19 protein-coding genes, 1 tRNA gene and 2 pseudogenes are annotated in these 20,726 nt (G+C 35.9%); 10 read left to right on the top strand and 12 right to left on the bottom strand.

Going from position 1 to position 20,726, the window contains the following annotated elements; translation table 11 throughout:
• Window positions 1-61: 61 nt before the first annotated feature.
• The 4 genes from K9L86_06745 to K9L86_06730 form a co-directional block, all read right to left on the bottom strand.
• On the bottom strand, window positions 62-574 hold the full coding sequence (locus K9L86_06745; GenBank protein ID MCF7908547.1) for a hypothetical protein: 513 nt from the start codon (window positions 572-574) through the stop codon (window positions 62-64).
• A gap of 156 nt (window positions 575-730) precedes the next feature.
• Complete coding sequence (locus K9L86_06740; GenBank protein MCF7908546.1) at window positions 731-1,342, bottom strand: hypothetical protein; 612 nt, start codon at window positions 1,340-1,342, stop codon at window positions 731-733.
• A 264-nt stretch (window positions 1,343-1,606) separates the two neighbouring features.
• On the bottom strand, window positions 1,607-2,989 hold the full coding sequence (locus K9L86_06735; GenBank protein ID MCF7908545.1) for a trypsin-like peptidase domain-containing protein: 1,383 nt from the start codon (window positions 2,987-2,989) through the stop codon (window positions 1,607-1,609).
• 170 nt (window positions 2,990-3,159) lie between these two features.
• Complete coding sequence (locus K9L86_06730) at window positions 3,160-3,708, bottom strand: type II secretion system protein GspG (protein MCF7908544.1); 549 nt, start codon at window positions 3,706-3,708, stop codon at window positions 3,160-3,162.
• Between the two features lie 384 nt (window positions 3,709-4,092).
• On the opposite strand from K9L86_06730, the gene K9L86_06725 reads away from it, so the two are divergent.
• From K9L86_06725 to K9L86_06680, 10 genes and pseudogenes are all read left to right on the top strand, one after another.
• Complete coding sequence (locus K9L86_06725; GenBank protein MCF7908543.1) at window positions 4,093-4,299, top strand: helix-turn-helix domain-containing protein; 207 nt, start codon at window positions 4,093-4,095, stop codon at window positions 4,297-4,299.
• Window positions 4,300-4,346: 47 nt separating this feature from the next.
• Window positions 4,347-4,832 (top strand): hypothetical protein, encoded by a 486-nt coding sequence (locus K9L86_06720; GenBank protein ID MCF7908542.1) that lies wholly within the window; start codon window positions 4,347-4,349, stop codon window positions 4,830-4,832.
• 884 nt (window positions 4,833-5,716) lie between these two features.
• Window positions 5,717-6,217, top strand: coding sequence for a restriction endonuclease (locus K9L86_06715; protein ID MCF7908541.1), 501 nt, complete (start codon window positions 5,717-5,719; stop codon window positions 6,215-6,217).
• A 173-nt stretch (window positions 6,218-6,390) separates the two neighbouring features.
• Window positions 6,391-6,954, top strand: a complete 564-nt coding sequence (locus K9L86_06710; protein ID MCF7908540.1) for a hypothetical protein — start codon at window positions 6,391-6,393, stop codon at window positions 6,952-6,954.
• Between the two features lie 353 nt (window positions 6,955-7,307).
• On the top strand, window positions 7,308-7,496 hold the full coding sequence (locus tag K9L86_06705) for a hypothetical protein (GenBank protein MCF7908539.1): 189 nt from the start codon (window positions 7,308-7,310) through the stop codon (window positions 7,494-7,496).
• Window positions 7,497-7,558: 62 nt separating this feature from the next.
• Complete coding sequence (locus K9L86_06700) at window positions 7,559-8,344, top strand: hypothetical protein (protein ID MCF7908538.1); 786 nt, start codon at window positions 7,559-7,561, stop codon at window positions 8,342-8,344.
• Window positions 8,345-8,635: 291 nt separating this feature from the next.
• Entirely contained in the window at window positions 8,636-9,817 is a 1,182-nt protein-coding gene (locus tag K9L86_06695) for an ATP-dependent Clp protease proteolytic subunit (GenBank protein MCF7908537.1), read from the top strand.
• A gap of 50 nt (window positions 9,818-9,867) precedes the next feature.
• Complete coding sequence (locus K9L86_06690; GenBank protein ID MCF7908536.1) at window positions 9,868-10,053, top strand: hypothetical protein; 186 nt, start codon at window positions 9,868-9,870, stop codon at window positions 10,051-10,053.
• A gap of 757 nt (window positions 10,054-10,810) precedes the next feature.
• Window positions 10,811-11,263: pseudogene (locus tag K9L86_06685) on the top strand (recombinase family protein).
• Window positions 11,264-11,515: 252 nt separating this feature from the next.
• Window positions 11,516-11,776 (top strand): annotated as a pseudogene (locus K9L86_06680) (recombinase family protein).
• A 468-nt stretch (window positions 11,777-12,244) separates the two neighbouring features.
• Here K9L86_06680 and K9L86_06675 read toward each other — a convergent pair.
• The 8 genes from K9L86_06675 to fabZ form a co-directional block, all read right to left on the bottom strand.
• A tRNA-Ser gene (locus tag K9L86_06675) sits at window positions 12,245-12,335 on the bottom strand.
• A gap of 58 nt (window positions 12,336-12,393) precedes the next feature.
• Complete coding sequence (locus K9L86_06670; GenBank protein MCF7908535.1) at window positions 12,394-13,581, bottom strand: HD-GYP domain-containing protein; 1,188 nt, start codon at window positions 13,579-13,581, stop codon at window positions 12,394-12,396.
• An 11-nt stretch (window positions 13,582-13,592) separates the two neighbouring features.
• A complete protein-coding gene (locus tag K9L86_06665; protein ID MCF7908534.1) occupies window positions 13,593-13,955 on the bottom strand; it encodes a response regulator in 363 nt (120 codons plus the stop codon).
• A 152-nt stretch (window positions 13,956-14,107) separates the two neighbouring features.
• Window positions 14,108-16,300 carry a GAF domain-containing protein gene (locus K9L86_06660; protein MCF7908533.1) on the bottom strand — a complete coding sequence of 731 codons (2,193 nt, stop codon included), beginning with the start codon at window positions 16,298-16,300 and terminating at the stop codon, window positions 14,108-14,110.
• Entirely contained in the window at window positions 16,297-17,607 is a 1,311-nt protein-coding gene (locus tag K9L86_06655; GenBank protein MCF7908532.1) for a hypothetical protein, read from the bottom strand. The genes K9L86_06660 and K9L86_06655 overlap by 4 nt, the downstream gene beginning before the upstream one ends.
• On the bottom strand, window positions 17,594-19,075 hold the full coding sequence (locus tag K9L86_06650) for an NAD(P)/FAD-dependent oxidoreductase (protein ID MCF7908531.1): 1,482 nt from the start codon (window positions 19,073-19,075) through the stop codon (window positions 17,594-17,596). Before K9L86_06650 ends, K9L86_06655 begins: the two co-directional genes overlap by 14 nt.
• Window positions 19,068-20,288, bottom strand: a complete 1,221-nt coding sequence (locus K9L86_06645) for a beta-ketoacyl-[acyl-carrier-protein] synthase family protein (protein MCF7908530.1) — start codon at window positions 20,286-20,288, stop codon at window positions 19,068-19,070. Before K9L86_06645 ends, K9L86_06650 begins: the two co-directional genes overlap by 8 nt.
• Window positions 20,281-20,724 carry a 3-hydroxyacyl-ACP dehydratase FabZ gene (gene fabZ, locus K9L86_06640; protein MCF7908529.1) on the bottom strand — a complete coding sequence of 148 codons (444 nt, stop codon included), beginning with the start codon at window positions 20,722-20,724 and terminating at the stop codon, window positions 20,281-20,283. The genes K9L86_06645 and fabZ overlap by 8 nt, the downstream gene beginning before the upstream one ends.
• Between the last annotated feature and the right edge of the window lie 2 nt (window positions 20,725-20,726).

Genomic DNA, 20,726 nt, shown 5'->3' with positions numbered 1-20,726 from the left:
TTTACTTTACAAGTAAAATGCCGCTTCGAATAAAATAAAAAAAAGAAATTTCTTTTTTTTATTATGCCGCCGCTTGGCCCCTAAAATATTCGCAATTTTCTATCTGCCTCTGACAATCTGGACCAAACTTTAAAAATACCTCATAATTTTCCAATTTAACTTGGATAGCCCTCTCTACTGTGCCTCTGCAGATAATCTTTTCTCCGCTTTTCTGCTCAATCGGCACATAAACATCCATCACACTACCTACCGGTAAGAATTTTCTAGCCCGGCAAGTCAAACCAAAAAAACTAATATTAATGCCTTCGGCTAAAAAAGTAATATTATCTTTCACCAATTTAATAAGCTGAGTTAACCTGAACCGGCGATACTTCCTCTGTTCAATAAAAATACGATTATCCTTACTCTCGTCAGCATGAATTTCTTTCCACTGAGCACCATAGTTGTTAATCCAATCTAAGGCAGCTGTGGCAAAGCTGACTTCCTGATTCTGTTTTTGGCTTTCAATCCATTTATGTTTTCTGATTTCTTCCAAAGCTCGCGGATCCCTGAAATATGGATAGCTATCTTTCATCGTGGCCCCCTTTTTTTTAAAAAAATAATTTATAAATTCCGTAAGATCGAATATTTTAACAATATTAATCTAACTTTGCAAACTTTTTTAATTATAAATTTACAAAATTTATAAGATTTTTCTTGACTAATTATAGAAATTATTTACGGGAAAGAGCTATGTTTTTCTTTTTACAAATAAAAGCGGGAAAACGATATCACTAATGCAACACGGAAGCCACACCGCAAGGAATAAAAACAAAAATATCCCAATATACACCACCCAGCTAATACTCCCGCCAGAAGCCATCATAATATGGAACAAAGATGCCCAAGTACTAATCAATACATGGGCCGCATGAGGAAACTTTGTCGAAGGATTAAAACAAGCGATAATAACACCGACTATTGCTACCGCTGACACTAACCACCATTTCTCAACAAAACCTATATGCATTTCTCGATAAGGCATTTTCAGTAAAAATTCCCCAAAATAAGGCATTAATGAATCACTGAAAGTGGCAACGCCAATGGCACCGAAATAACCAACTACAAGCAAAAGTGGTAAATTGCAAGGGCCTTTACCTTTGGGGCAAGTATGTAATTTATACATTGAAGCTGTAGCTAAAGCACTTAATAATACATGTAGGGGGTGAAAAACATAAAAAAGATCATGTGAAGCTTCCTGAGAAATATTACGAAATAAAAACATAAAAACGATTCCCAAGAAAGCTCCTAAAAAAGTAAACGGAGCATGATGCCTTAACTCTTTAACAATACTCTTAAACATTTTTAAATTATATTCTAATTCTATTGCAACGGTTAGATTGTACCACACTTGGAATAATTTTGGAATAGGGTAGATGGTAGATATAAAACAAAAAAGCAGGGATTCTATTAGATGTAATTTAAATACTCTTTATTTATCAATGATTATGCAGTGTTGACGGTGAGTTTTAGGAAAAAAATGATTCTACCTGTTATCTTCTGCTTTCGTCTATTATCCTGTGGTTTCGCTTTAGATGGGCACGATTGGGGCACACATAATAAATACCTATCGACAGCTCTGAATCGCCTGAATAGTTTCTTCTTTAGTAATCTCACACCCGTAATCTTCCATTTGTTTTCGGTATTTTTTTACTAAAACGCAATCATTTTTTTGCCCATAAATTTCTATTAAAATAGTAAGAGCGGTGCAATTGCTTGGTTTAAAACTTATACACTTTTTAGCCTCAACAATTGCCCTATCAATACTCTTTCCCACTATATAATAATACAGACTAAGCTCTGCATATGCATCACTATACCTAGGATCAACTTCTATAGCTTTGTTAACGGCTATCAAAAAATCATCCCACATAAAATTTTTTCTATAAATTTCAGCAATTGTCATATAATGGTGCACTTCATCAGGAAACCTTTGTATAATTTTGTTTATTTCATTAGCTGCTTTATAAAATTCATGCATTTTAATGTAAACTTGAGCAAGAACCAAACTTGCCAATGAACACTCTGGATTTATACTTAAGGCCTGATAAAAATAATCCAAGGCCTTTTGGTATTCCCCTCTCAACATAAAAACTTTTCCTTTAGTTGATAGGACTACAGCTTGATCCGAAAGGTTCTTAAATTCATGCATAGTTAAATTTTTATCCACATTTAAATATTCTTTTATGTCATTTATAGGTATAATACTTGCTAAATTTGATTCCGGATCTCCTCTTGTGTAAATTCCGATAACCTTTCCGCATTCATTAAAAACTGGTGAACCGCTATTTCCTTCTTCGCCAGTTGGAATTTCGGCCATTAAATAACGACTACCTAAGTCAACTAGTTGATAAAGATACTTTCCTGTCATTATTTTATGCTTATCATTACTGTCAATAGTTATGACGGTTAAGGCTTCACCCTTCTTAAGATTATCGCTATCTCCAAGTTCAACACCCTGCAAATCACTGCCTTTAACTTTTAAAATGCAGAAATCACGTATTGGGTCAAAAGTTGCCACAGATATTGCTTTAGAAATTGAACCATTATCAAAGGCGATCGATACATCATTAGAATCACCTAATACATGATAATTTGTAACAACTAAGCCATCCTGACTAATTACTGAACCGACGCCAATACTAAACCCTGTGTCAAAAAAACCTTTAGCGCCGACCATTACTACAGCACTTGCGTTTTCATTATAAATTTCAGAAGGTGTTTTTTTTGAATAATTATTTTTAAATAAACTTTTATCCTTTCCGACGCTGTCTATTTCATCCATATAATACTTAACCCCAACACCTCCAATGTTAACCTTAATATACTCCTCTGCCCTCTCTAAGATAGGAGCATCAATGGTCTTACCATTTTTTAAAGTAATGATTTCAGAATAGGCTAGCTGGGAAAATACTAACAATAAAGCAAGTAGGAATAATACTTTTCGCATGTAAATAGTTTAACAAACTAAAGGTTCAAAGGCAAGTAATTGCAAGGACTTGAATCGAAACAGGCACAATTTGGGCACAAGGGAAAAATGGGTTGGTGGGGATTAGTGGTCAGCTGAATTGATTTATAGATAGAATTAATTAGCGCTATTCAAATAATCTTCAATAAAAACTATGGTTGCTCAAAAGCATCCCAGACTAAAAGCCACAAGGTATCGCCACCGTGGCGAAATTCGCCCCAGGAAGTATTCCCGTCGTCTACTGCTTCATCAATTCTCTTTGCTGCGCTATCTGGAACAGGACAGCCTGTTGCAGATCCAGAAATACAGTAATCTTCAAAATCAATAAGCGATTCATCAATTCCATTAGCAGGCTCTGTGGGACTTTTAGCCCAGTCATCTTCACTTTCAAATATATACCTTCCTCCCCAAGGATGCGGTTCAGGATTTTTCTCTAAATATGGACCATCCCAACTTGCTCCGTTATCAATAAATAAACCGCTATCTTTAATTCGGGTATCACCCCAATTCGTATCAGGCCATTTTCCGGTATCAGCGTAAAGAGATATTGAGGCTGTTTTTATTGTTTTGAAATCCGAAATTGCTCTAGCGACCTTCGCCTTCTCAATAGCCTTAAAAGCATTAGGGGCAATGATTGCTGCTAAGATAGCAATAATAGCAATGACTACGATTAGTTCGATTAAGGTAAATCCTCTTCTCATAGTTAGATTATATCACTATTGAGTTAGTTTTGGAATAGGTAGGTGGTAGATGTAAAAACGGTGTATAGGGGACGCAGTCCGAACCTTTTACACAGCCGAAGGTGCTCGCTAACGCCTATGAATTCGGCTGCTGTCTTCCTTATCGGCCCACGTGGGCCGATAAGGCATCCCTGCGGCCTCTCCCTCGCAAAAATCTATATATTTTTAATGCGGCGGCGGAAAATTTTTTTATTTTTTGTAAACGAATTTTCAATTTTTCCGCGGTGTTGTCTATATAAAGCATTATCATGCAAAAATCTTGCAAAAGATGTCAAAATTGCTAAAATATAAGTAAGTTTTAGGTAGTATTATCCATAGAATATAATTGTAACAATATAATACCAAATGTCAAGTGCAGCAAAAATTGGGAAAAGAATAAAGAAGTTACGAAAAATACAGGGGCTATCTCAAGATAAGTTATCTAAGCTTGCTGATGTCACTCATACTACCCTTGCGAAAATAGAAGTGGGAAAAAATGATAACCCCACAATTAAAACTCTTTTGAAAATTGCTAAGGTTCTTAACGTTAAGGTGAACGAATTGGTTTATTAATGAATTCATTAATGCTAGTTGAAAAAATAAATTTATAAATAAAAAATATGGTGGAAAAAAGTAACATCATTATAAGTATTTCAATCGGTGCTTTCATTATTTTTTTAGGAAGTTTTATTATTGCCATTCGAAACAAAAAACAAAAACGAAAAGGAGTAAACATGAAATTACAAGATTTTATTTCCGAAACCTTATCGCAAATATTTCACGGGATCAAAAACGCACAAGAAAAAACTAAAGAAACGGGCGGAGAGATAAATCCTGTTTATGGCTTTGTCGGAAATACCTTAAAAGAGAGGAAGCAACAAGATTATAAGCTTCGCTATATGGAAGCAATAGAATTTGATGTAGCTTTAACGATTAATGAAAATCAGAATTCTTCTGCAGAAATCAATGCAACTGCCAAAATTTACACAGTCAAAGCTGGTGGCAAAGCTACTGGTTCTTCAGAGCAAAATACAGGATCAATCCATAGAGTGAAATTTTCTATTCCAGTAACTTTCCCACAATCTGAAATATCGAATAATAATTAGATAAAATGGATAATAAGATAGGCGGGTAGCGAATAGCAACGACTTTTTCCCTTGACACAATCAGAAACCAGAGCTATATTGAAAATGACAATCAGGCAAAAGTCCCGTGTTGGAAGGACTAAATCCAGGACGCTAAAAGAAAGAAAACCTTCGTTAGAAATGGCGAAGGTTTTTTGTATTTTTAGGCGGATTGGTTTAAGCTGCTCGATAAACTAGAAATCTTGCAAAAATTCGCTTAAATTGATAGAATGCAGGTGATTTTGAATATTATTTAGGATAAAAATATGGATTCAATTTCTCAAAATATTTTAGCATATATAGGAATTTTTTCCGGAATTATTGCCAGTGCTATCTTTGTACGAATCAAGTTGTGTGATTTGCCAGGTTCAAACTGGAAGGACGTTTTGAATGTTTTGGATGATAATATAGGAAAGGTAACAGCAATTGCAATTTTGGTTGGAATTTTAGTTATAGCTCTGGTCGGAACATTTCCAATACCTTTCTTTCTACTATTATTTGTTTCATTGGTGTCATGGATTGTATGGCGTATAAATAGACAATTTGCATTACAAGAATTTAAGAAAGAGGGAGAAAGGTTGCTTTCCAGTGAAAGTTACAAATATATAAAAAACTTTTCAGCAAAACACAACTATACTTCTTGCAGCCTTAATATACCCGGTGAAGAACTTAATACCTTGAGAGATTTGATGGCTGAAAAAGGTTTTAATTTTGATATTGAAGAATTAAGGGGTTTAATAGATAGTGAATTAGATAAACAGAATTATATGAATTTCAAAGCTAAGATGATGCATAATAATCCTGATGGAATAGAATCTTTTTTAAAGCGTTTTCTGGAGTTATGTGGTGAAAACTACTTGCTTTATATGGATTCTTTTCAACGTCTATTACAGGAGAAACATTATCCTGTTGATAAAGAAGTGTTGAGGCAGCGAATAGATGAATTAAGGCAAAAGCTAAAGCTTGAACATTTTGAAAAACAACTGAACAATAGCCAGCATCAACCTTTAACGATATACGATTTAGATTCAGCTACAGGATATGAATTTGAAAATTTTCTAAATATACTTTTTAAAAAAATGGGATATAAGGTAGAAAATACAAAGTTGTCTGGCGATCAAGGGGCAGATTTAGTTGTTGAAAAATTCGGAGAAAAAATCGTAGTGCAGGCAAAACGATATAATAATAAAGTAACTAATAGAGGAGTGCAGGAAGTTGTTGCGGCAATTAAGCATTACAAAGCAGATAAAGGTATGGTAATTACAACGAATGAGTTTACTCGTTCGGCTATAAAGTTGGCGAGTTCTAATAATATAAAGTTAATAGATAGGGGTGAATTGTCAAAGTTAATTAGCACTTATTTGTGATTTGGCGTAAACTGATTGAATAGATGGTTAGCTAATTATCAAAATTGCGTAATAAAACTTAACAAATAATATGGTTTTTAAATGAAATGGAATTTCTGGGTGGATTCTAGGTTTAATACTACGCTTTAGCGTTATTTTTACTAAATTTGTAATGACCCGTATCGACTAAAATAATGTGGAACTATTGGCACGAATTATTTTTAAATGACGCTAAATATTTTGCAGAAAGAATGAATGAAGAATTTCAAGGGATGCCTGCACTTGGAACGGAAGAAATTAAACCAGAAGATGGCAGGTTAAAATATAGAAGATTTTCGGCTGCTTCTATTCTTTTTGCTTTTACAGCATTGGAAGCTATTATAAATGAATTTGCTCAAGAATACGTATCAAATAATGAAGTTTTGCCAAAACAAAAGCAGGAATTCCTTACAGGAGAAAGAAAAGAAAGATTTGTTTCATTGGGAAAAAAATTGCAAAGGTGGATTCCAAAAATTTGTAATGGTAAAAATATAAGTAGAAATCTAATGAACGACTTCAAAGAAGCTAGAAATATACGAAATGCCCTTGTTCATTTGAACGTATCAGATGACACTAAACCTATTATGGGATGGCCCGAATCACGGGCGGTATATTGTGTTTTAGAAACAGTTCAAGGATTAATTCTTGAAATATATAGGCTCTATGGGAAAATTCCATCTGACTGGATAAAGAATAAAAAGAGCATCCATACTCAATGAGTTTTATTGACCCTAAATTCATTGGCGGGTTTTTTGGTTTCATGGATTCCGAATTTCTTAAATGCCCTTATTGTGAAGAAATGATTGCCCGAGAGAATTTAAAGAAGCTGTTCAATAGCGACAAAAATTGCATAATATGTCCTTTCTGTAAAGCGCAGGTAGGCGTAAACAAACTAAAAAACTGTTTGGAATAACCTGTAAGGCAATATAAAATGTTAGCATGAAAAGATGATAATATGAGAGAGCAAATGGATATTTCGGAAAGATGGTTTAATATATTTGAATAAGGCTGGTTAGATGAAAGGCCTGATTTTGTCAAAAGCGAAACAGAGAATTTATTGCACTCATTCCTTATGAATCTAGGCTACAACAGCGAAAAGATCAAGAATATTATTGAAGAAGTAAACTCAGATATTGATAATATTTTTCAAGAAATCGCCGATTTAGCTGAAAACTCAAAAGCTAAAATGATGATTATTTTTGACCAAAAGCTAAAGCAATACATAAGTGATAAAATGACGGACTGGAATTATAAAAAATAGAAAGTTAGTTATTAGAAAGTTAAATAGATTATAATTAAATGTAGAAATGTAGGAGTGATTTAATGACAATTAATGTAAGCGCTAAACATATCGTTATTTTTATTCTCTTACTAGCTGTTATATTATTAGGGTATTTTAATAGGGAAACAATAAAAATAGGAATTGATAGTCTCTTTAGTAATAATGGAGAAAAGACTGTCAATCTTGCTTTAAAATATTTAAATGAACAAGATTTAGAACAAATTTCAAAATATTTTGATACGAGTTATTCTATAAATCTATTTTTAGTGGGAAAATATTCTTATTTTAAAATTGAGAAATGGAAATTAAAAACATTAAAAAAAGAAAAGGATAAATATTGGATTCAAGTTTATGGCTCGACAATTAACGCCTTTGGAATGAAGCTCGAACGGAAGCCTATTTTTATCGTCAGAAAAAAATTTTCAGAGTGGCAGATTTCTGACAGTTATGGGTTTGTAGCGGACGCCAAACTTAACAATATATCTGATGATTCAAAGTCTGATATGGAAAAACATGAGTTACTTGAAGAAGCGAAACAGAAAGTTATAATTGAAGATTGGTCGTTTGGTTCAAGTTACTCAAATAGCGTAGAAGGCAAGGCTACAATTTATAATGGTTCGCAAATACCAGTAACAAATGTTAAATTTCATATTACCTATAAAAATGAATATGGTAAAGTAGTTAATACTGATTATACATACGCTATCGGAAGTGAGCCATTAAAACCTGGAGAACGAAAAAATATTGAGTGGTACACTTCTAATTGTAATTGTTATAAATGTGATAAAAAATGTGATAAAGCTTCTGTGAGACTTGAATTTGAATAATTACAAATATGAATGCAAAGCATAATTAATACCGTCATTAATGGGCGGGGTATATATAGGAATATTCCGCTGCTGCGGAATATAAGGTTGACGAAGACGCCTGTCTGATGAGTAGAGACTTTTTTATAACAAAGATATATATCTAAGCTTGTGGGAGTTCCCCACCTGTAAGAGTGGGGGCTCATTTTTAGTATAAATCTTATGTTGAAAAAAAGTAAAGTTGCGATAAAATAAGTCTCCAATGGGAATTTGAAAGGTATAAAAACATAATTGTTTTTAAGGAGATATTTCATGAGTTTAATGACCGAATATATAAACAAAAGGTTAAGCGCGCAAGAATTAGAGAAAGAATTGATGGCTTTAATATCTAAATATAATAAAAAGCGAGATTCCTTTTTATTAGTATTTGCAAGCGCTATCGGTAAACCAATTCCTGATATAGCTCTTTCTCAAGAAGATTATTATATGATAGCTGATGTATTACGAAATAAGGAAAATTCGTCTAAGATTGATATTTATTTAGAAACACCTGGTGGGAGTGGTGAGGCTGCTGAGGAAATAGTAAATTACTTACGGTCTCATTTTGACGGGGTGTCTTTTGTTGTTTCAGGTGAAGCAAAGAGCGCTGGTACTATAATGGTTTTGTCCGGAGATGAAATTCTTATGACTAAAACAGGTAGTTTAGGGCCAATAGATGCCCAAATGAAAATCGGCAGAAGTGCTATGTCGGCTTTTGATTATATTGAGTGGGTAAATGAGAAACAGAAGGAAGCCGAAAATAAAGGGAAACTTAATCCTTTTGATGCCATTATGGTAGCTCAAATAAGCCCTGGTGAGTTAAAAGGAGTCTATCACTCACTTAAGTTTGCTGAAGATTTAGTGGTTGAGTGGCTTAAAAAATATAAATTCAGAAATTGGAAAGAAACAGAAACCAACAAGATTCAAGTAACAGAAGAAATGAAGGCGCAGAGAGCAAAAGAAATAGTAGATGAGTTAATAAATCATGGTAAATGGCGTTCACATGGTAGATCAATAAAGATAGACGATCTTGAAAGCATAAAGCTAAAGATAACTAGAGTAGATGATGATCCTGTGTTAAAAGATATTGTCTGCAGAATTCAGACGGTTTGCAGATTGTTGTTTACTACGAGTTCTACATATAAAATTTTTGCTACTCAAGATGATAAGTTGCTTAAACAAGCTGTCGCAATGAGCGCCCCACTAAAAATACCTAGTTTGCCTAAATTACCTGATGTTGTTGAAATAAATACTAAGTGTCCTAAATGTGGTAAAGTGCATAAAATATATGCTAAGTTCACACACAATCCCAAGATTGATGAAGATTATAAGAAGAAAGGTTGTATCCCATTTCCGAAAGATAATAAACTTAAATGTAGTTGTGGTTATGAAATAAATATGAGTGGGATAAGGAATGATTTAGAGGTAAAAATCGGCAAAAAGGTACTTGAGTAAGTTTACTTGAATAAGTCTATAAGATGTGGTATAATTCGGGCGGTGAGATTATGAGAAATAAGGAAAGATATGCTAAAAAAGATGAAAAAGAGAAGGAATTAATTGAGTTTCTTTGCCTTACTAAAGAAGGTAAATATGCCCCAATAGATGAGAATTCCCTTCCTTATGCTAGAATAAAGGAAGAGACGGAAGAGATAGAGCCTTGCCAAGAGATATATTATTACGGATTAGCATAATTCGAATTAAGCCTACCTATTTTTATTTTACTTTTTTAAATCTTTTATTGATTGTGTCGTATATTTTTTATTCCGCTACTGCGGAATAAAAGACTGACGAAAGCGCCTGCCTGAAGAGCAGGCTTTTCTTATTTTTAGGCTGAAAGCCTAAGCCTGCCGGAAGGCAGGCGTTTGAGGAAGACTTTCCAATAACCACCAAGCCACGCCGTATAGGCGGGGCGGAACAGACCGCCAACCACGCCAGGCTTTCACCACGATGAGGCTGCCCCCTTGCCACTGGCTACCAGAATAAGGAAAACCCTGCCAAGATGGAAATGACTTGCCTTAATCAACACCATATCATATAATTAAATACGCAATGTTAACAAAGGTGGCAAGGGGTGCGGCCGAACCCGAGCAAAAACTCCTTATTTACAAAAAATAAAAAAATTTTCCGCCGCCGCATTAAAAATATATAGATTTTTGCGAGGGAGAGGCCGCAGGGATGCCTTATCGGCCCACGTGGGCCGATAAGGGAGACAGCAGCCGAATTCATAGGCATTAAATACCACCTTCGGCTGCATAAAAGGTTCGGACTGCGTCCCCTATACACCGCCATTTTTGAGAGCGGGCAATTTTGGCAACAAAAAATCAACTTTTTTGCTTCCAGGTTTCCTTTGCTCCACCTGCGGTGTCGCTAATCTAATTTCTGAGATTTGCTTAGAATCTCTGAAATCATCTTTGCCAAGCGACAGAACCTTAGAGGGAGGTTTAAGCCATGCCAAAATATCTTTTATATGCCAGGAAATCTACTGATGCCGAAGATAGGCAGGTCCTTAGTATTGAGTCCCAAATAAACGAGTTGCGCGAATATGCCAAGAAAGAATCCCTCTTTGTGGTTGATGAATTTTCGGAAGCCAAATCAGCCAAGTGTCCCGGACGGCCTATCTTCGAGTTTGTTTTGCAGCAGTTAGAAAGTGGTAATGCCGATGGTATTTTGGCATGGCATCCGGACAGGCTTGCCCGAAACTCTCTTGATGGTGGTAAGATTATCTATTTGGTTGATTTAGGGGTTATAAAAGACTTACGTTTTCCTACTTACCGCTTTGATAACACTGCTCAAGGTAAGTTTATGCTCTCTATCGCTTTTGGACAATCTAAGTATTATATAGATAATCTTTCCGAGAATATTAGGCGTGGTATGCGTGAAAAGCTACGCCGTGGCGTATGGCCTATTTATGCTCCTTTAGGTTATGTTAATGACCGTAAAACCAGAGTTATTATTCCTGATGCTGAACGTTCTCCATATATTAAGAAAATTTTTGAAGTTTACGCCACGGGTAACTTTTCACTTTATGAGCTTATGCAGGAGGTTAAAACCTGGGGTTTAATCGGCAGAAAGGGCAAGCCTGTCCATAAGAGTAAACTTGCAAGGCTGTTGCAAAATCCTTTTTACTATGGGGTTATCAGGTTTAAAGGCGAAATGTATGAAGGCAGCCATCCGCCGCTCATCTCGAAGAAACTTTTTGATAGGTGCCAAGAGGTATTATCCCGAAAAACTCGGCCGCAACAGCGTAACCAAGTTAAATTTGCCTTTCGAGGCTTTATTAAATGCAGTGAGTGCGGTGGCTCAATTACCGCTGAAATGCAAAAAGGCCATATTTATTATCGTTGTACCAAGAAAATCAGGCGTTGTTCGCAAAAGTTTCTTCGAGAAGAGGCTTTGCTTGAGCAAGTTAATAAAGCCTTAATGCAGGTGTTTATCCCTGATAATGGTAAAGATGTTATTTTTAACCGCCTTGATGAATTAGCCGAGATTAATCGCAAAGCCTCTTTTTCTCTATCTCGCCAATTACAAGATAAACTTAGCTCAATTGACGGCAAAATAGAAAGGCTTATTGATTTATATGTTGAGCGTGATATATCGCAGGAAGAATATCAGCATAAGAAGGCTAAATTGCTCAATGAAAAGAAAGATTTACAGGAAAGGCTTGGCGAGATAGAGAAACAAAGCGGCGGCTGGCTCGAACTCTCTAAAAACTTCATTACCTCTTGCAATTTAGCCGGTTCTGTCGCTTGGCAAGGAAACCTGTCGCAAAAAAGGGATTTTTTAAAAACAAACGGCTCGAACCATACTTTGAAAGACAAAAACCTTTCATTTTATTGGTCCGAGCCGTTCAGTATAGTTGCCAAAATTGCCCGCTCTCAAAAATGGCGGAGAGGCAGGGATTCGAACCCTGGAGACCCAAAGGGCCTACGTGTACTCCAAACACGCGCACTCGACCGGGCTATGCGACCTCTCCGAAAAAAATATCCCACTTTAATAAGCGGGATGAATAAAAACTAATCTATACAACGAAACTATATCTTTCCCTCTTTGTAAAGTTTTAAAAAAGCATCGACCACCAAAGGAGAAAATTGCTTAGCCTTGTTCTTGCGAATCTCCTGTATAGCCTGCTTCTTAGACATCCCTCTTCTGTAAGGACGATCGGAAGTCATAGCGTCATAAGTATCAGCAACGGCAATTATCTGAGCTATCAAAGGTATTTTGTTTCCCTTTAAACCCTCAGGATAGCCCTTGCCATCGTATCGCTCATGATGATACTTCACCCCCAAAATAGGATCTTGAAATTCATCAACTTGATTCAATATTGACGACCCAACTAAAGGATGCCGTTGCATCTCGCTTCTTTCCTCGTCAGTTAAAATACCTTCCTTATTGAGTACTCCTTCGCGAAGGCCAATTTTACCAATATCGTGAAGTAATGAGGCTATTCTCAAATCCTCTGAAAATCTATCCCAATCTTTTTGGGCATTACTGCGCACTGCTTTTATCTCTTGAGCTATAAGCAAAGAGTAGTGCGATACCCGCTCGGTATGACCGGAAGTATATTTATCCTTAGCTTCAATCGCTGTGGCTAAAGCCATAACAGTCTGTAAAAATAAATTCTTGTTTTTGTGAAGCTGTTTATCTAAATCCTGAAAGTACCAGGCATTCTGAATAGCCATTACTGCATCTGAACTTAAAACTGATAAAAATCCTAACTCGTCTTGATTAAATCGTTTGAGATTAATCTTTCGACCTAAAAAAAGAATAAATATTAACTCTTCTCTAAAAAACCCGGCAATGCAAGCTCTAGCATTATAAAGTGAGAGCTGAAAGATTACGTCCCTTAAAAAAATTCTTAAATTTTTAGTACCTTTAGGCCTTTCAGAATTAAGATAAGCACTTATTTTTTCCAAAATAAGGGGTTGCTCACCAAAAATTCTTAGTTTTTTATCAGTAAAGTATCTGACCAATGCATTACCTTTGCTTATCTTAGTAAGGCCGGCCGGTATCTTTATTCCGCCCTTCCCCCTAGAAACAGTAACTATATAAGCATCTTTTGACTTATCATACAAAAGAAGGCCAGCATGCTCAACTTTTATATTTTTGATAATGCTTCGTAAAATGAGCTTAATCAGAGTATCCACCCGGCGGATTAGAATCATCTGCTTAGCAGCTTGTTCTAAGCCTTTTCCATAGTCAGGTTTCTTTTTTTTCGGCATCTTATTCTAAATTATTTTTTAAGAATATGAGTTTTAATTTTCTGATGTAATTCATCTAAATCCAAAGGCTTAAAAATGTAATCTAGGGCTCCTAACTTTTTAGCGCGATCTTGCGATTCCTTGTCATCTTTTCCAGTAATCATCATTGCCTTTATGTTTGAGTTTATTTTTTTAAACTCTGCCAACAACTCAAACCCATCCATGCCCGGCATCTTTATGTCCAATAAAACCCAGTTAGGCTTTAATTTGTTAAACTTATCTAAAGCAGTTTTGGCATCAGAAGCTCTTTCATTAACTATATCAAAACGATTCAAAAAATTGCATAGAAACTCGGTAATTTCGACTTCATCATCAACTATTAAAACTTTATTCATATTGTACCTCCTCAATGATAATTCGACTATGTAATTTTTCTCATTGATTGAGAAAAATTACAGTCTCATTAGAATTGATCCCGAAGCGCCTTCGAAAAATATCGTAGAAATTTTTCGAATATTTAGGCGCGAGGGATATACCATTTATCTTATCATTTTTTTGGCAATTCTACAAAAAATTTAGTTCCCTCCATGTAAGTGGAACTAAAGTGAACCTTGCCCTTATGATTCTCTTCAATCATACGCTTAACAACATACACCCCGATTCCAGTTCCTGATTTATAAGACGATTTGGTAGTAAAAAAGGGTGCAAACACTTTCGCTTTATCTTCATCTCTCATCCCAATACCATTGTCGGAAATTTCAAGCAAATTTACGCCTGCCTTATGAGTTAACTTAATCTTAATTAGAGGATTAAAACCATCCCTACCTTCTTTGGTCATGAGAGCTCTCTTCTCCTGAGTAGCTTCATAAGCATTATCTAATAAGTTATAAACCGCCTCGGTAATTTGAGATTTTATACCATAAACAGTATCTGAAGAACCTAGCTTAATATCCAAAGGAGCTTCGAAAATCTCATGTTTTATCTTTAATAGTTCGGCAGACAAATCAATTACCTCTTTTAAAGAAAACTGAGAGAAAAAAGTGCTGGTCTCTTCCACTCGGGCAAAGTTAAGGATTCCCTTAACTATCCCATCAGTACGCTTTACATTATTTATGAGAGAGTCGGCTATTTCAGTAAGATATTTAAGGGTTTTCTTCAAATCCTTATTATTTTTAGTAATCGCCGGATGCTTGGCTAAATAATCTTTTATTTCATACTTTAACTCACCACTAGCTACTGAAAATTGATTAAGACGATTTTTAATCTGATGGGCCACTCCGTCAGCCATGCCACCGATTGAAGCTAGCTTCTCGGCAGCAAATATCTTCTCCTGTGCCTGTTTAGTTTCCTCTAGAAATAAACTATTCTCAATAGCCAAGGCTGCTTGATGCGAAAGAATCTTAAAAACATTTACATCGTCATCACTATAGGGTTGTTTATTAAGCTTTGCCCCTAGAATAACAAAACCTAAAAGCTCATCTTGAACAGCTGAAGGTATAACTAAAGCTGCGCTAGAAAATGCCCCCAAAGAAGCCCTAATCTCTTCTGGTAACTCTTCATAAATGCAAGGTTCGCTATGCTTAGCTAGATATCTAATAAAAGAGTGCTCATAAAGAAAGGTCACATTTGCAAATGGCGCTTCCCGTTGTGTATCCCGAAAAGCTTTCATCCGGTAAACCCCATCATTTTTATCATCGATAAAAATAGTCGCAAATTCTACCTTTACCGCCCGCTTAACAATATAAACAATGAGTTTTGAAAGTTTATTCAAATTATGCTCAGTAGCCATACCACTTGCTGCCTGAAGTAGTAATTTTTGGTAACGCTTCTGATCCGCCAGAAGCTTTTCCTCCATCCTAATTTTTAATTGGCTATAGGCTATCGGTGATAAACTGGAAAAAAAGATAATTAAACCAGCCGGCACAAGCCACCAATTAGCACCCATCAAAGAATGAAGCTCTACTTGCGTCCTATAAGCAAAAATAAAAGGAATACTCAAAAAGAAAGGATAACTAATGAGAAAAGCCGCGGCCCGGGAAACAAATATTCTAACATCCATAAGGCGGTATTTAAGGATAGCGTAAGTAGCTACTATACAATACAAAGCTACACCTAATTGCCCAAAAGGATATATTTGAATACCTTTAGAAAAAGCGATTGCGGTAATAAAATGGGTTGATCCCCCGCTAAATCCAACTAGCATTACAATTAAAAAATATAAAGCTTGGTTTTTCTTATGGCCAGAAGCAGTTCTATAGAAACGAAACAAAACAAACAAAGAGTGTGCAATGATATAAAGCCAAAGAGTAGCAAATGCAGTGTATTGCGGACCAATCGGTTTAATATAGTAAAACGCCCCAAAAATTAATTGGGTCGTATAGCTTAATAAATTAAAAGAGTCTAAAACTATATAGGTTAATGCGGCTAAATAGGAAAAAACCAAAAACTTACGTCGCTGAATACCACAAAACACATAAATAACATGTAAAAAAAGCGGGGCTATAAGTAAGCCCGGTACATGAGCTAGCCTCCACCGATCAAAAGCAACTAAACTATTTGTCGCTTGACCAATAAAAAATAAACTAAAATCCCAAAGAGCAACAACAGTGTTGAAAATCATCCATAAACGAGTCAGCTTAACTTCTTTTACCCGACCAAAAATAAGTAAAATAACCGCCAAGAAAGAGCAAGTAATTCCAGTTAGTAAGCCTGAAATTGTAAAAAGATTAAAAACTATCATTTAGTATATTTTTTTAGAATAACTGAACCATTGTAACCGGCAAATCCACAAGCTGTCTTCATCAATGTTCGCATATCATAAGCTTTAGAAGTAGTCACTAAATTAACTCCTAATTTTGGATCAACTTCGGTAAGATTGAGTGTTTTTGGTAAATAATTATTCTCTAAAGCTAATATTGAAATTGCTAATTCCAATAGGGCTGTGCTTCCCAAATTATGGCCGATATAAGGCTTCAAAGCTGCCATTAAAGGTTTTTTACAATTTTTACCAAATATACTCGTAATAGCCTTTGCCTCATAATAATCGGCAGCCGTAGTTCCCACGCCATGAGGTACAAGTAAATCGATTGCCTCTTTTGGAACATCACTTCTTTGCAAAGATTGCATGATAGCTTTTTTGTATGAATCACCGTTTATCTCCGGCATAGCAACTTTCCAACCCTCTAAATGAAATCCTCCTCCTAAATATTCAGCATAAATATGAGCGCCTCTTTCTAACGCGCTATATAAATCTTCTAATACGATGCCAGCTCCACCATCGCCAGTAACAAAACCATTCCTATTTTTAGCAAAGGGCTTTATCTTACCATCTTCAGCATACATATCTAATCCTTTGAACCAAAGATATTTAAAAATACTGGTACAATCTGACCCGGCAACCACAACTGTGTTACATTTACCACTTTTAATAATATCAGCGGCTGCCTCGACGGCAAATAAACCCGAAGCACAAGCATTGCATAAGAATATAGAGTAATTATGGATATTAAAAACTTTAGCTAAATGAAAAAGCGGCATAAAAGTCTGGAGTTCGTAACCGCGTTTGGCGAATTTTCGATAAAATTCTTGAAAATAATCCTTCCGAGAAATTACACTATTATTACCCTTTACTAGAAAATCATAAGACTCGTTTATGACTTCTTCATAGAATTGGTCTAGGCCAGGATTCTCATGCGTTACTATCAACCCTAATCTTTCTGTTTCAGCTCTATTAGTATAGTTTATTTTGGAATCACTCAGAGCTAACTTAACTACAGCCAAAAGATAAAAAAGATCGATGGGATTAGCTTGCTCTTTCCAAGCCTTAATATCTTCCAAAATATTTTTATCAATATTAAAATCGTTAATATCAAAATCTTTGATCCGATGGGCATAATAGTCACCCAATTCCTGACCATTGATACTGTATTTTTCTAAAGTCAATCCCGTCTTTTCTGCTAAAACAGACTTCCATAAAGCCTCCTTGCCCATACCAATGGCTGACAAAGGACCCAATCCAGTAACAACAATTCTTTTATTTTTTGACATTAGCTGCATTAATTAGGATTTTTTTCGATACCATTGCTCCGGATTGCATTGCCCCAGAAACTCCTCCTGCTGGTCTAGTCCAGGCTCCAACAAGAAAAAGATTATCAATTGGTGTATTCTGCCGCATCCTCTTTGAACCATATTGATCCATAGTTTGGCTCCAACCATAAATAGCACCAGCTGAATTCCCGGTATAACGCTCCATAGTAATTGGCGTAGCTATATTAATCAATTTAATCCTTCCCGATAAACCAGGAATAAAGTCTTCAGCTCGCTTAATTAAAATATCGGCCAATTTTTTCTTTTTTACCGCATATTCTTGTTTTGATAGATTTTGCCAAAAATCATAGCCGGCCAAAGAAACTATACTCAAAGTGCTTGATTTAGGAAAGCCAGAATCAAACAGAGAGTTATGAAAACTTATTTCTATAGGAACCACCTCAACATTATTAACCAAAGATTCTTGATATTGTTTAGATAAGTCATAGTCAGGATTAGAAAATATAGTATAGTCGTTTATAGCGAGTTTGCCTGCTTCGATATCTAAACCTAAGTAAACCTGGAAAGCCGAAATTGATGGCTTAAAACGAGAAACTTTATCTAAAAAATCACTAGGCAAATATTTATTTTCAATCAACTCACCGAAAAGAAAATTAGCATCAATGTTTGAAATTATTTCTTTGGCAAAAAACTCATTACCGAATTGGTCCACTAAACCATACGCTGAATTACCTTCGATAAGAATTTTGCTAACCTTTTCTTTGAAAATAACTTCTCCTTGGTTCTCACAAATTACATCAACCAAAGCATCTGAAATTGCTTGGCCGCCGCCTTTCGGATAATATCCACCATTGTAAATAAAATCACTGAAAGATGACAAAAAAACTAAAAAAGGAAGCTGAGACGGCGGGGTACCAATAAAAGGCCAAACTTGTGATATTAAAGCGGCCAGCTGATTACTAATTTTGAATTCATCTAAAACATCTTGATGGGTCTTACCGATATAACCAGTTAACTCAGCCGGTGATATTTTGTCACCTTCGATATCTTGAATTCGACAAAATATACGATACATCAAACTAAATAATTCTTCAAGCTTGGGCTTATCTTTAGGAAAATATTTAGCTAAAATATTAATATAGGCTTTAGGGTCACATTGTGGCACTCTGATATCGTAATCCGGAAAAACTGAACGATAAAGATATTCGGGTTTTAAAAAAGTTACTTTATTATCAATTCCGGCTAATTGCAAAAAGTGATAAGTTGGTTTTCCAGGAAAAAACCCGTTTAGCAAATGTAAAGAAGCATCAAACTCAAACTCACCCCTCTTAAAATTAACCGCATAACCTCCGGCTATAGGATTCTTCTCCAAAACCAACACCTTTTTGCCATTTCTGGCTAGTATGGCAGCAGCAGTTAATCCGCCGATCCCAGCGCCAATAACTATAACGTCATATTTATTAGGCATCTTCTATTTTTTTAATAACCACGCAGGCATTGTTACCGCCAAAAGCAAAACCATTATTAAGGGCTACATTAATCTTTGCCTTTCTGGCTTTATTCGGGACACAATCTATGTCACAATCAGGATCAGGGGTCTCATAGTTTATGGTTGGCGGCGCGATATCATCTTTGACCGCTAGGCAACAAGCAGCTGCTTCAATTGCCGAAGCTGCCCCCATAGCATGACCAAGCATAGATTTTATTGAACTAACCATAATCTCTTTAGAGCGTTCTTTAAAAACCGCCTTAATACCTATGCACTCGGCCTTATCATTTGGACCGGTTCCGGTTCCATGAGCACAAATATAATCTACATCTTTATAGGTTAGGCCGGTCTCAGCTAAGGCCTTCTCCATAACTTTAGCTATTCCTTTTGGATCAGGTGCTGTCGCATGATAAGCATCACAAGATAAGCCATAGCCTAAAACCTCAGCATAGATATCAGCACCTCTTTTCTTAGCTGATTTGTAAGACTCTAGGAGAAGCATTCCCGAACCTTCCCCCTGCATCATCCCTCTTCTATTTTTATCAAAAGGACGCATAAAGTCAGGGCTCATAGCATAAATCCTTTGAAACCCGGTAAAAGCAAATTTAGAAAAAGCATCGGCTCCGCCAACTAAAGCAAAGTTTAAATCCCCACTTCTAATTAAATCAAATCCACAACCGATTGCGTAATTTCCGGCAGCGCAAGCCGTAGGAATAAGATAATTTACCCCTCGAGCCTTAAACTCTATTCCAACATTAGCCGAAATATTATTCACTGTGGCTTGAAATACTTTTGCCCGGTCAACATCTTTAAAGCCACCCTTAGCCCAAGAGGCTAAAAGCTCCTCCAAGGGTCGTTCGCCAGTAGTTGTCCCAACAATAACCCCCATTTCCTTTCTTTCAGTGCTTTTATAGTCAAGCTTAGCATCTTTTAAAGCGAGACTTGATGCAGCTATGGCTAGTTGAGAAGATCTCCCAAGAAATTTTATTCTCCGCTTAGGAATAAACTCTTCAGGATTAAAATCCTTCACCTCACCACCTAAGTGGCACTTATAAACTGAAGTATCCATTGAAGTAATTTCGCTTATTCCGGACTTTCCCTCCTTGATTGCTTTCCAGAAAGTCTCTTTGCCATTACCAACTGCTGAGATTACCCCAATACCAGTTACCACTACTCGTCTATCGTTATTCATCTCTCAACTTCACCCCAAAAGTACTGCTTGCTTGAGCTACTACTTTATCTTTTACTCTGGCAATTGTATCTACTACTCCGCCAAAATCAGTAACTTTAATAATTTCGGCCTCTAAAATTAATGTTTCATTAGGAAAAACTGGCAATTTAAACTTTGCCTTAACGCTACCAAAATAATAATCTGGCCTCTTCTTGGCTATTTCTGGTTTTGCGGTTGAATAAACTAATATTGCCGCCTGAGCCATAGCTTCAATAGTTAAAACCCCAGGCATAACCGGATTACCGGGAAAATGCCCCTTGAAAAAATCAGCTTTAGGATCAAGATACTTCTTAGCAACTATTCTTTTACCTTCATCTACCTCAATTACCTCATCAATAAATAAAAAAGGTTCTCTTTGCGGCAGAATAGACTTTACTTTTTCTTTATCCCAAGTCATTT

Source organism: Candidatus Omnitrophota bacterium (assembly GCA_021735655.1).
Classification (GTDB): domain Bacteria; phylum Omnitrophota; class Gorgyraeia; order Duberdicusellales; family 4484-171; genus JAHKAJ01.
The sequence above is the reverse complement of the archived record's forward strand: the minus strand, read 5'-3'. Positions and strand labels throughout refer to the sequence as shown.